Annotated in this window: 8 protein-coding genes; all 8 read right to left on the bottom strand. The window is 47.9% G+C overall.

Going from position 1 to position 13,634, the window contains the following annotated elements; translation table 11 throughout:
• Positions 1-264 precede the first annotated feature (264 nt).
• The 8 genes from tuf to rpoB all read right to left on the bottom strand — a co-directional run bounded on the left by tuf (position 265) and on the right by rpoB (position 13,614).
• A complete protein-coding gene (tuf, locus tag H8S80_RS09725) occupies positions 265-1,458 on the bottom strand; it encodes an elongation factor Tu (RefSeq protein WP_002604729.1) in 1,194 nt (397 codons plus the stop codon).
• A gap of 188 nt (positions 1,459-1,646) precedes the next feature.
• Positions 1,647-3,767, bottom strand: a complete 2,121-nt coding sequence (gene fusA / locus H8S80_RS09720; RefSeq protein WP_117630672.1) for an elongation factor G — start codon at positions 3,765-3,767, stop codon at positions 1,647-1,649.
• Positions 3,768-3,782: 15 nt separating this feature from the next.
• Positions 3,783-4,253 carry a 30S ribosomal protein S7 gene (gene rpsG, locus H8S80_RS09715; protein ID WP_002604731.1) on the bottom strand — a complete coding sequence of 157 codons (471 nt, stop codon included), beginning with the start codon at positions 4,251-4,253 and terminating at the stop codon, positions 3,783-3,785.
• A 188-nt stretch (positions 4,254-4,441) separates the two neighbouring features.
• A complete protein-coding gene (gene rpsL, locus H8S80_RS09710) occupies positions 4,442-4,861 on the bottom strand; it encodes a 30S ribosomal protein S12 (protein ID WP_002604732.1) in 420 nt (139 codons plus the stop codon).
• 212 nt (positions 4,862-5,073) lie between these two features.
• Positions 5,074-5,445: a hypothetical protein gene (locus tag H8S80_RS09705; protein ID WP_181987866.1), complete on the bottom strand. Its 372-nt coding sequence runs from the start codon at positions 5,443-5,445 to the stop codon at positions 5,074-5,076.
• Positions 5,446-5,684: 239 nt separating this feature from the next.
• Positions 5,685-5,861, bottom strand: a complete 177-nt coding sequence (locus H8S80_RS09700; protein WP_002604734.1) for a FeoB-associated Cys-rich membrane protein — start codon at positions 5,859-5,861, stop codon at positions 5,685-5,687.
• Between the two features lie 198 nt (positions 5,862-6,059).
• Positions 6,060-9,719, bottom strand: a complete 3,660-nt coding sequence (gene rpoC, locus H8S80_RS09695; RefSeq protein ID WP_117630671.1) for a DNA-directed RNA polymerase subunit beta' — start codon at positions 9,717-9,719, stop codon at positions 6,060-6,062.
• Between the two features lie 28 nt (positions 9,720-9,747).
• The gene (rpoB, locus tag H8S80_RS09690) at positions 9,748-13,614 is read right to left on the bottom strand and encodes a DNA-directed RNA polymerase subunit beta (protein WP_029467278.1); all 3,867 of its coding nucleotides are present in this window, start codon (positions 13,612-13,614) and stop codon (positions 9,748-9,750) included.
• Between the last annotated feature and the right edge of the window lie 20 nt (positions 13,615-13,634).

The following is a 13,634-nucleotide window of genomic DNA, read 5'->3' as shown; positions in this document are numbered from 1 at the left end:
TTTCTCCTGTTCCGGGCTTTCGCCCTATAAAAATAAATGCAAAAGTGCCCGGCGAAGAGCAAGCTCTCCATTGGCCTCCCGCTACTCCGCAGTGCATCTTCTTGCCCGCAAATTCGGCGGACAAGAAGCTCCGGGCTTTCGCCCTATAAAAATAAATGCAAAAGTGCCCAGCGAAGAGCAAGCTCTCCTCTGGGCACTTTCACATTTATTTTTGCACTGCTCAATGCTTGCGCATTATTTGCACTGCTCATTGCTTACGCATGATTACTCAATGATTGTAGCAACTTTTCCTGATCCAACGGTTCTGCCGCCTTCACGGATAGCGAAACGAAGACCCTGCTCCATAGCTACTGGATGAATCAGTTCTACAGTCATCTCTACGTTATCGCCAGGCATACACATTTCTACGCCTTCTGGAAGATCACATACGCCAGTTACGTCAGTTGTTCTGAAGTAGAACTGAGGTCTGTAGTTGTTGAAGAAAGGAGTATGACGTCCACCTTCATCTTTTGTTAAAACGTAAACCTGAGCTGTAAATTTCTTGTGGCACTTTACAGAACCTGGTTTAACAAGACACTGTCCTCTTTCGATTTCAGTTCTCTGAACACCACGAAGTAATGCACCGATGTTATCACCAGCCTGAGCCTCGTCTAACAGCTTACGGAACATCTCGATACCTGTAACAACTACCTTACGGGTCTCTTCATGGATACCAACGATTTCAACTTCGTCAGATACGTGTAATGTACCACGCTCTACTCTACCTGTAGCAACAGTACCACGGCCTGTGATGGAGAAAACGTCCTCTACTGGCATTAAGAAAGGCTTGTCTGTTTCACGAACTGGATCTGGAACCCACTCGTCAACAGCCTTCATTAATTCAAGAACCTTGTCGCCCCACTCGCTGGACGGATCCTCAAGAGCCTTTAAAGCGGAACCCTGGATGATTGGTGTATCATCGCCCGGGAATTCATATTCATTTAACAGTTCACGAATTTCCATGTCTACTAATTCAAGTAATTCTTCGTCGTCAACCATATCGCACTTGTTCATGAATACTACGATGTAAGGAACGCCTACCTGACGAGAAAGCAGGATGTGCTCTCTTGTCTGAGCCATAACACCATCAGTAGCAGCAACAACAAGGATAGCGCCGTCCATCTGAGCAGCACCAGTGATCATGTTCTTTACATAGTCAGCATGGCCTGGGCAGTCAACGTGAGCATAATGTCTCTTCTCTGTCTCATACTCAACGTGAGAAGTAGAAATAGTGATACCACGCTCTCTCTCTTCCGGAGCCTTATCGATATTCTCGAAAGCTACGGACTCACCGGTACCTAATCTTTCATGAAGAGTCTTTGTGATAGCAGCTGTTAAAGTTGTTTTACCATGGTCAACGTGGCCAATGGTACCGATGTTACAATGTGGTTTGTTTCTTTCAAATTTAGCTTTGCCCATTTTATAACGTCCTCCTTAATTTGTGCTCTTTTGAGCTTTAATTTTTATGTTAGGCTGTCTTTTATTATATGCTATTTATGCACTATTTTCAAGCCTATTTGATGGATTCCGGGCGGTTTTAGACCGCTCGGAGTCCAATTAGTACCCGGATTTTCTGGTCTGCTAAAGTCCCTTTTGGGAGCGACGGATTATTTACCGTTCTTCTCAGCAAGTACCTTCTCCTGTACAGATTTTGGAACTGGCTCGTACTTCTCGAAGAACATCGAGTAGTTACCACGTCCCTGTGTTTTGGAACGTAAATCTGTGGAGTATCCAAACATCTCTGCCAGCGGAACGAATGCGCGAACAATCTTACCGCCGCCTAAATCGTCCATACCTTCGATACGGCCACGACGGGAGTTGATATCACCGATAACATCACCCATGTAGTCTTCCGGCATGGTTACTTCAACCTTCATGATCGGCTCAAGTAAGATAGCTCCTGCTTTGTGCATCGCATCCTTGAACGCCATGGAACCGGCGATGTGGAATGCCATTTCACTGGAGTCTACCTCATGGTAGGAACCGTCATATACAGTCGCATGAACACCCAGTACCGGGAATCCGCCAAGAATACCGCACTTGGAAGCTTCCTTGATACCTTCACCTACCGGCTGAATATATTCCTTCGGAATAGCACCGCCGACAACGGTGGAGTCAAACTTAAACAGCTCTTCCGCATTGGCATCCATCGGCTCAAAGTGAACCTTACAGTGTCCGTACTGACCACGTCCGCCGGACTGCTTTGCATACTTGCTGTCTACATCAACAGCCTTAGTAAATGTCTCCTTGTAAGCAACCTGAGGAGCACCTACGTTGGCTTCTACGTTAAACTCACGCAGCAGACGGTCTACGATGATCTCCAGATGAAGCTCGCCCATACCGGAGATAATAACCTGACCGGTTTCCTGGTTTGTCTTCGCTCTGAAGGTCGGATCTTCTTCCGCAAGCTTTGCAAGCGCTTCGCCCATCTTGCCCTGACCTGCTTTGGTCTTCGGCTCGATTGCGATATCGATAACAGGCTCCGGGAATTCCATGGATTCCAGAATAACCGGGTGCTGCTCATCACAGATAGTATCACCAGTTGTTGTGGTCTTGAAACCTACAGCAGCAGCAATATCTCCTGCATAAACCTTATCTAACTCCTGTCTCTTATTGGCATGCATCTGAAGGATACGTCCAACACGCTCTTTTTTGCCTTTGGTGGCATTGAGAACGTAAGAACCGGAGTTCATGCTTCCGGAGTACACACGGAAGAATGCTAACTTACCCACGAATGGGTCTGTCATAATCTTAAATGCCAGCGCTGAGAATGGCTCGTCGTCGGAAGAATGTCTCTCAACTTCGTTGCCATCCATGTCGGTACCCTTGATAGACGGGATATCGATTGGTGAAGGCATATATTCTACAACTGCATCAAGAAGTTTCTGAACGCCTTTGTTTCTGTAAGCGGTACCGCAGCATACCGGAATCGCAGTACATTCACATGTCGCTTTTCTCAGTGCTTTCTTCAGTTCCTCTACAGTAGGCTCTTCTCCCTCTAAATACTGCATCATCAGATCATCATCAAGTTCGCAGATTTTCTCTACTAATTCGGTGTGGTAAAGCTCGGCATCGACTTGCATATCCTCAGGGATCTGAGTGATGGTAATGTCCTCACCCTTTTCGTCATTGTAGATATAAGCCTGCATCTCGAACAGATCGATAATACCTTTAAATTCATCTTCTGCGCCGATTGGCAGCTGAAGACAGATTGCGTTTTTGCCAAGTCTGGTTCTGATCTGTTCAACGGCACCGTAGAAGTCCGCACCCATGATATCCATCTTATTGATAAATGCCATACGTGGTACATTGTAGGTATCCGCCTGACGCCATACGTTCTCAGACTGCGGCTCAACTCCACCCTTTGCACAGAACACGCCTACGGCGCCATCCAGTACACGAAGGGAACGCTCAACCTCTACTGTAAAGTCAACGTGGCCTGGAGTATCAATAATATTGATACGGTGTTCCTGGGCACCCGGCTTTACCTTGCAGTGTTCCTGCTGGGTCCAGTGGCAGGTTGTAGCAGCTGAAGTGATTGTGATTCCTCTTTCCTGCTCCTGCTCCATCCAGTCCATGGTAGCAGTACCTTCATGAGTATCACCGATTTTATAGTTTACACCAGTATAATAGAGGATACGCTCTGTCAATGTTGTTTTACCAGCATCGATATGGGCCATAATACCAATATTTCTGGTTCTTTCCAATGGATATTCTCTTCCAGCCAAAGCTTTTTCCTCCTATTAGAATCTGTAATGAGCAAATGCCTTGTTTGCCTCTGCCATCTTGTGCATGTCTTCTTTCTTCTTTACAGAAGCACCAGTGTTGTTGGCAGCATCCATAATCTCATTAGCAAGTCTTTCTTCCTGGGTCTTCTCGCCTCTCTTACGGGAGTACAGAGTGATCCATCTGAGTGCTAATGCCTGTCTTCTCTCAGCCTTAACTTCGATCGGCACCTGATAGGTAGCACCACCGATACGTTTTGCCTTTACTTCCAGTACAGGCATGATGTTGTTCATCGCTTCTTCGAATACTTCGACAGCCGGTTTGCCCATCTTTTCTTCTACTCGGCCGAATGCGCCGTATACAATCTTCTGAGCAACGCCCTTTTTACCATCTAACATGATGTTGTTGATTAACTTGGTAACAACCTTGTTATTGTAAAGCGGGTCTGCTAATACGTCTCTCTTCTGAGTATGTCCTTTACGTGGCACGTTACTTCCCTCCTTAATATCGCCGCCCGAGCCTGCATGATGCAGGTTCCACAGCTTTTCATTAGATCTTAGGTACTCACAAACATTGAAGTTGCGTTCGCGCTCGGTTCTCTTATATATAATCCTGCAACCTACAGGTTCAATATCATCAATCCGGCACTAGAAATTCAATCATGTGGTTCTAATTATTATTTTTTGTCTTTTGGTCTCTTAGCACCGTATTTGGAACGAGCCTGCTTTCTGTTGGCTACGCCTGCGGTATCCAGTGTACCTCTAACGATATGATATCTGGTACCTGGTAAGTCTTTTACTCTTCCGCCACGGATTAAAACAACGCTATGCTCCTGTAAGTTGTGACCCTCACCTGGAATGTAGCTTGTTACTTCGATTCCGTTAGACAGACGTACTCTGGCGATCTTTCTGAGCGCTGAGTTAGGCTTCTTAGGTGTAGCAGTCTTAACTGCTGTGCAGACACCTCTCTTCTGAGGAGCGGAAACATCTGTAGCTCTCTTCTGTAAAGAGTTGTAACCCTTCTGCAGAGCCGGAGCTGTGGATTTCTTTACGGATGTCTGTCTTCCCTTTCTAACTAACTGGTTAAATGTTGGCATTCTTTTCACCTCCTGTGATATTGTCTGTGGTTGCTGTATTTCTTTCAGCCTGATTGCGTGCACAAAAACATGACGCGTTTATGCACGCCTAATTATTATATACACTTTGCATTTTTCTGTCAAGGAAATTCTTTAAAACATTCTAAAAAACGAAAAAAGGCAGCTCCGGCCGGCCCGGACTTTGCCTTTTTTCTCAATTTATACCATTCGTCCTATTGAACGAGTCTCGGTTTATCCATCTTTCCTTCCACTACAGTCTGCAATTCCCGGATGGCGGCGTAATTGTCGATAATCTTATCATAATTGTATACAGTCTGCTTCTTTACAATATCCATATCCTTCCGAAGTTCACAGATATCATCACGCACATCGGCCATCTCGTTCTTCAGACCATGTACCTCTCCATATAAAGTCAGTATGTCAGTACGGATCGGCTTTAATTTCAATTCTAACTTTTCTTCTAGCTTTTCTTCTAGCTTTTCTTCTAGCTTTTCTTCTAACTTTTCGTCCAGCTTCTGGTACAGCCGCGTCTCCAGTCCGTCAAGCATGACGGCAATCGCATCTAATGTTTCCTGATCTGCCATTCTATCCCTCCCCTTTCACTAATTGACAGGCAAGTTTTCGTCTTTTATCATAACATGAAAAACAGGCAAAGTCCATCGATATACAGTTATCATAGTACATGTTTATTCTGGAACTTCTGTCGAAATGACCGGACCTGGCAAGTCAGCGGAACCGCTGTTTCTTAAACTGTATTATAAGGATATCATATTTTCTGGAAAGACGCAATCTCTGTTTTGTCATTCTTATATGGATATGGCAGTCAGTTACTGTTCCCCGTCTCCTCATTCCCATCGTCTTTTCTCTGATGGCAGTTCATCCCGCAGCTGCCGCAGCATCCTCCGCAGCCGGATTTCCCCATTTTTTTATCCCGTCTTTTCTTCCAGATCACCGCGCCGACCGCTGCTATCAGAATGATTCCGATCATAAGATCTGCCATGAACTCCACCTCCTGTGAATGCAGTTAATTCATCAATTTTGTCTATTCTGCCTATTCCCCCTCCGAAGCATTCTTCTATGTGCCGGAAGGCTCCGCCTGGTTCGTGGACCGCAGAAATAAGAATCCCGGCGGGCCGGACGGCTGAGCATACGCCCAACCGGCTCCGTCCGCCGGGACTTATATTATTCTCAGACTGCTTTATACGTCCTCTTCATCAATATCATCGATGTCCAGAACTTCCTCAGCCTCTAAATACTCTTCTGTAACGGGAATCGCAAGATCGTCGCCAAGGATGATCTCATCTTCATTCATCTCTTCCCCGTCCGTGCTCAGCTTAACGATACGGTAACGCTTCATTCCAGTACCTGCCGGAATTGGTTTACCGATAATTACGTTCTCCTTTAAGCCGATTAAGTGGTCTACCTTGCCGTTGATCGCCGCCTCGGTCAGAACCTTGGTGGTCTCCTGGAAGGAAGCCGCTGATAAGAAGGAGTCTGTAGCCAGAGATGCCTTGGTGATACCCAGCATAACCTGCTTTCCATCCGCCGGCTCCTTGCCTTCTGCAAGAAGTGCCTCGTTCATATCGTTGTAATCAAGAACGTCCATGGAGGTACCCGGAAGCACATCGCTGTCTCCGCTCTCCTCGATCTTGATCTTCTTAAGCATCTGTCTGACGATCATCTCAACGTGCTTATCATTGATCTCAACACCCTGCAGACGGTAAACACGCTGAACTTCCTGGATCATGTAATCCTGTACCGCGCGGACACCCTTGATCTTTAAGATATCATGCGGGTTGATACTACCTTCTGTCAGCTCGTCGCCGGCCTCTAAATAGACGCCATCCTGGATCTTGATTCTGGAACCGTAAGGAATTAAATACGTCTTGGAGTTGCCGGTCTCATTATCTGTAATGATGATCTCACGTTTCTTCTTCGTATCCTTGATCGTGGCTACGCCGCCGAACTCCGCGATGATCGCAAGTCCCTTTGGCTTACGCGCCTCAAAAAGCTCCTCGACACGGGGAAGACCCTGTGTGATATCGCCGCCGGCAACACCGCCGGTATGGAACGTACGCATGGTCAGCTGTGTACCAGGCTCACCGATGGACTGAGCGGCAATAATACCGACTGCCTCACCAACCTGTACCGGCTGTCCGGTAGCCATGTTGGCACCGTAGCATTTCGCGCAGACACCCAGATGGGATTTGCAGGTAAGGACAGTACGGATCTTGACGGAATCGCGTCCCATCTTCTGTAATGTCTTCATAACCGCAGCCGCACGCTTCGGTGTACACATATGGTTTGCCTTCACAATTACTTCTCCGGTATCCGGATCGGTAATGGTCTCAGCAATATATCTGCCTGTCAGTCTCTCCTCGAGACCCTCGATCGTCTCCTGGCCATCCATGAAAGCCTTGATCTCCATGGCAGGAATTGTCTTTCCTTCGCAGCAGTCTACCTCGCGGATAATCATATCCTGGGAAACGTCTACAAGTCGTCTCGTCAGATACCCGGAGTCGGCTGTTCGCAGAGCCGTATCGGAAAGTCCTTTACGGGCACCGTGAGCGGAAATGAAGTACTCCAGTACGTCCAGACCTTCACGGAAGTTTGACTTAATAGGAAGTTCGATGGTATGACCGGTTGTATCGGCCATAAGTCCACGCATACCAGCCAGCTGTTTGATCTGTTTATCAGAACCTCGGGCTCCGGAGTCCGCCATCATGTAGATGTTGTTATACTTGTCAAGGCCGGTAAGCAGATCGTGAGTCAGCTGATCATCCGTCTCTTTCCAGGTATCGATAACTTCTTTATAACGCTCTTCCTCCGTGATCAGACCACGTCTGAAGTTCTTGGCAATCTGGTCAACGGTCGCCTGAGCGTCCGCAATCAGCTTCGGTTTGCTCTCCGGCACAGTCATATCGGAAATGGATACAGTCATGGCCGCTCTCGTCGAATACTTATAACCGATTGCCTTGATATCATCTAACGTCTCAGCAGTCTGAACTGCACCGTGAACGTTGATAACCTTTTCCAGAATCTGCTTTAACTGCTTCTTGCCGACGTGGAAATCCACCTCCATCAGAAGCTCGTTGCCCGGAATGCTTCTGTCTACAAAGCCCAGGTCCTGAGGAACGATCTCATTGAAAATGAAACGGCCCACCGTAGATTCTACGGAGCCGGTCTTCATGGTACCATCCGGCATTTTCTTTGTCACTCTCGCCTTGATTCTGGAGTGTAAGGTTACGGCTCCGTTCTCATAGGCAAGAATCGCTTCGTTTACATTATGGAATACCATGCCCTCGCCCTTGGCGCCAGGTCTTTCCTGGGTCAGGTAATAGATTCCGAGGACCATATCCTGAGACGGAACGGCCACAGGGCCACCGTCGGAAGGTTTCAGTAAGTTGTTCGGTGAGAGGAGTAAGAACCGGCACTCCGCCTGTGCTTCTACGGACAGAGGCAGATGAACGGCCATCTGGTCACCATCGAAGTCCGCGTTGAACGCGGTACAAACCAGCGGATGCAGCTTGATCGCCTTACCTTCCACCAGAATCGGCTCGAATGCCTGGATACCAAGTCTGTGCAGTGTAGGCGCACGGTTTAACATAACCGGATGCTCCTTGATTACGTCCTCCAGTACATCCCAAACCTCGGTCTGAAGTCTCTCCACCATCTTCTTGGCATTCTTAATATTGTGAGCGGTGCCGTTGGCAACCAGCTCCTTCATAACAAACGGCTTAAATAACTCGATCGCCATCTCTTTCGGAAGGCCGCACTGGTAAATCTTCAGCTCCGGTCCTACGACGATAACAGAACGTCCGGAATAGTCAACACGCTTTCCTAACAGGTTCTGACGGAAACGTCCCTGCTTACCCTTTAACATATCAGAAAGAGATTTAAGAGCACGGTTACCAGGTCCGGTAACAGGTCTGCCTCTACGGCCGTTATCGATCAGGGCGTCAACGGCTTCCTGCAGCATACGCTTCTCGTTGCGGACAATAATATCCGGCGCGCCCAGCTCTAAAAGACGGGCCAGACGGTTATTTCTATTGATAATTCTTCTGTATAAATCATTTAAATCGGAGGTGGCAAAACGTCCGCCATCCAGCTGTACCATCGGCCGGATATCCGGAGGGATAACCGGGATCGCGGTCATGATCATCCATTCCGGCTTGTTGCCGGAGTTACGGAATGCCTCTACGACTTCCAGTCTCTTGATGATTCTGGCACGCTTCTGGCCGGTGGCATCCTTCAGTCCCTTTCTTAACTCTTCGGAATCTTTCTCTAAATCGATCGCCTGTAAGAGTTCCAGGATTGCTTCTGCACCCATTCCTACACGGAATGCGCCGTAACCGTATTTGTCAACCTCTTCGCGGTATTCCTTCTCAGATAACACCTGCTTATACTGAAGTCCTGTATCCGCCGCATCCAGTACGATATAGGATGCGAAGTACAGTACTTTCTCAAGGGTTCTCGGTGAGATATCGAGAATCAGGCCCATACGGCTCGGGATTCCCTTAAAATACCAGATATGGGAAACCGGAGCTGCAAGCGCAATATGGCCCATACGCTCTCTACGAACGCTGGCCTTCGTGACTTCGACACCGCATCGGTCACAGATAACGCCTTTGTATCTGATCTTTTTGTATTTACCGCAATGACACTCCCAGTCCTTGCTCGGTCCGAAGATTCTCTCGCAAAAAAGACCGTCTTTTTCCGGCTTTAAGGTTCTGTAATTGATCGTCTCTGGCTTTTTAACTTCGCCATGGGACCAATCGAGAATCTTTTCCGGAGACGCTAACCCAATTTTGATAGCGTCGAACGTCATTGGGTGATAAGTTTCATTATTCTCAGGCATGAGCGGTTCTCCTTCCTAACATACACAACTATTCTTCGTCTGAATCGTCTAATTCGGCGTCATCGAAATCCTCGTAAGAATCGTCGATACCGTCTGCATCCTCTTCTTCATCAATACTAACCAGTTCATCATCCTGGAATTCCTGCTTCTGGAAACCGTAGTCAGCAAGAGGTTCCTCTTCCCTGAATTTTCTGTCACCTTCGATGATGGATCGTAAATCTGTCTCCTCGTAATCCATTGCCTCTGCAATCTGTACCTCGGTATTATCATCTCGCAGTACACGTACATCGAGAGCCAGTGACTGAAGCTCTTTAAGCAGTACCTTGAAGGATTCCGGAATACCCGGCTCAGGAATGTTCTCGCCCTTGATAATCGCTTCATACGTCTTCACACGGCCTACCACATCATCCGACTTCACCGTCATGATTTCCTGCAGTGTGTAGGATGCGCCGTACGCCTCGAGAGCCCAAACCTCCATCTCTCCGAAACGCTGACCGCCGAACTGGGCTTTACCACCCAGAGGCTGCTGTGTAACCAGGGAGTATGGTCCTGTAGAACGGGCATGAATCTTATCGTCAACCAGATGATGCAGCTTCAGATAATGCATGTGTCCGATCGTAACCGCACTGTCGAAATACTCACCGGTACGTCCGTCGCGGAGTCTTACTTTACCGTCACGGCTGAGCGGTACACCCTTCCACAGTTCTCTGTGATCCAGATGATCACCCAGATACTCAATTACATCGGGTTTCAAAATGTCATTATATTTATCCTGGAATTCTTCCCAGGTCATGTTGACGTAGTCATTGGCAACATCGAGGGTATCCATGATATCGATCTCGTTTGCGCCGTCGAATACAGGTGTTGCAATGTTAAATCCGAGGGCTCGGGCCGCAAGACTTAAGTGAATCTCCAGAACCTGCCCGATATTCATACGGGAAGGTACGCCCAGAGGGTTCAAAACGATATCCAGCGGACGGCCATTCGGCAGGAACGGCATATCCTCAACCGGAAGTACACGGGAAACAACACCCTTGTTACCATGACGGCCGGCCATCTTATCACCAACAGAGATCTTTCTCTTCTGGGCGATGTAGATACGGACTGTCTGGTTCACGCCTGGGGACAGCTCGTCACCATTCTCCCTGGTAAATACCTTGGCATCCACGATAATACCGTAGGCGCCGTGCGGTACCTTTAAGGAGGTGTCACGGACTTCTCTCGCCTTCTCACCGAAGATTGCACGAAGCAGTCTCTCCTCGGCTGTCAGCTCGGTCTCTCCCTTTGGAGTAACCTTTCCGACCAGGATATCTCCGGCACGGACTTCCGCACCGATTCGGATGATACCTCTCTCATCCAGATCCTTTAACGCATCTTCACCGACACCAGGAACGTCACGGGTGATCTCTTCCGGTCCCAGCTTGGTATCACGGGCTTCCGCCTCGTATTCCTCAATATGAACGGAGGTGTAAACATCCTCCTGAACGAGTCTTTCACTGAGCAGAACGGCATCCTCGTAATTGTAGCCTTCCCAGGTCATGAATCCGATGAGCGGGTTCTTGCCAAGAGCGATCTCACCATTCTGTGTGGACGGGCCGTCAGCGATGACCTCTCCCTTTTCCACATGATTATTCTTATATACAATCGGCTTCTGGTTGTAGCAGTTGCTCTGGTTGCTTCTCTTGAATTTGGTCAGATGGTAAACGTCTCTTCCGCCGTCAGCATCTCTCTTGATGATGATCTCGTTGGAAGCGGAACGCTCTACCACACCGGCATTTCTCGCCACAACGCAGACACCCGAGTCAACGGCTGCCTTGGCTTCCATACCGGTTCCAACTACAGGCGCTTCCGTTGTCAGCAGCGGCACGGCCTGACGCTGCATGTTGGATCCCATCAGCGCACGGTTGGCATCATCGTTCTCCAGGAAAGGAATCATGGCTGTCGCCACGGAGAATACCATCTTCGGGGAAACGTCCATCAAATCGATGCTCTTTCTCTGGAATTCGGATGTCTCCTCGCGGAAACGTCCGGAAATATTCTTATGAATAAAATGGCCTTCTTCATCCAGCGGTTCGTTCGCCTGTGCGACAACGAAGTTATCTTCTTCATCGGCAGTCAGATAAACGACCTCGTCGGTAACGATCGGATTGGCCGGTTCGCTCTTGTCTACAAGACGGTAAGGCGCTTCCACAAATCCATACTGGTTTACCCTCGCATACGTAGCCAGGGAGTTGATCAGACCGATGTTAGGACCTTCAGGGGTCTCGATCGGGCACATACGTCCGTAATGGGTGTAGTGTACGTCTCGAACCTCGAATCCAGCACGGTCTCTTGACAGACCGCCAGGTCCCAATGCGGATAAACGTCTCTTATGAGTCAGCTCAGCCAGCGGGTTGTTCTGATCCATGAACTGGGACAGCTGGGAACTTCCAAAGAATTCCTTTACAGCCGCAGTTACCGGTTTAATGTTGATTAAGGACTGGGGAGTAATACCCTCCATATCCTGTGTTGTCATTCTCTCACGAACCACACGTTCCATTCTGGAAAGACCGATCCGGTACTGGTTCTGCAGCAGCTCGCCGACCGCACGGATTCTACGGTTTCCTAAATGGTCGATATCGTCGGCATTACCTACCTGCTGCTCTAAATGCATGTTGTAGTTGATGGATGCCAGAATATCTTCTTTTGTGACATGCTTCGGAATGAGTTCGCCCAAACTTCTGTGAATCGCGCTCTTTAATACTTCTTCGTCTTCTGTGCCAACATCTTCCAGAATTTTTTCAAGTACCGGATAGAATACTAACTCCGTAACACCTGCGTCCTTCGGATCGAAGGATACGTAAGCGCCTAAATCTACCATTAAGTTGGATAAGACTTTCTGCTTGCGCTCCAGGCCTTCCACCCATACGTAAGGTACGGCTGCGTTCTGGATATCTACGGCAAGCTGCTTGTCTACAGTCGTGCCGGCAGTCGCCAGAATCTCGCCGGTTGTGGTATCCACCACATCCTCTGAAAGCACGTGGCCCACGATACGGTTCTTGAAATGAAGTTTCTTATTAAATTTATATCTTCCGACCTTTGCAAGATCATATCTTCTCGGGTCAAAGAACATACTGTTTAATAAACTTTCTGCACTATCAACAGATAAAGGTTCACCTGGGCGGATCTTCTTATATAACTCTAATAAGCCATCCTGGTAATTATCGGACGTATCCTTACCGAAGCTGGCTAAAAGCTTTGGCTCCTCGCCAAACAGCTCTAATATCTCGGCATTCGTTCCGAAACCAAGGGCACGGATCAGCACGGTAACCGGAACCTTTCTGGTTCTGTCTACACGTACGTAGAAAATGTCGTTGGAGTCTGTCTCATACTCCAGCCACGCGCCTCGGTTAGGAATTACTGTACAGGTATAGAGCTCCTTACCTACCTTGTCATGTCCGATACCATAATATATACCTGGGGAACGTACTAACTGGCTGACAATAACACGTTCGGCACCGTTAATGACGAAGGAACCGGTATCTGTCATAAGCGGAAGATCACCCATGAAGATCTCATGTTCATTAATCTCATCTTTATCTTTATTGCAAAGCCTTACCTTGACTTTTAAAGGAGCTGCGTAAGTTGCATCTCTTTCCTTGCATTCTTCTATGGTATACTTGATGTCGTCTTTACATAATGTAAAGTCAACAAATTCCAGACTCAAGTGACCCGCAAAGTCTGCGATCGGAGAGATATCTTCGAAGACTTCCTTCAATCCCTCATCAAGGAACCACTGATAGGAATTCTTCTGAATCTCGATCAGGTTAGGCATCTCAAGGACTTCTTTCTGTCTCGAGAAGCTCATTCTCAGGCTTTTACCGGCTGGGACCGGACGCATTCTGCTTTTTTCCATTGACGTTTCACCCCTGTTTT

It is taken from the genome of Hungatella sp. L36, from assembly GCF_014288035.1.
The sequence above is the reverse complement of the archived record's forward strand: the minus strand, read 5'-3'. Positions and strand labels throughout refer to the sequence as shown.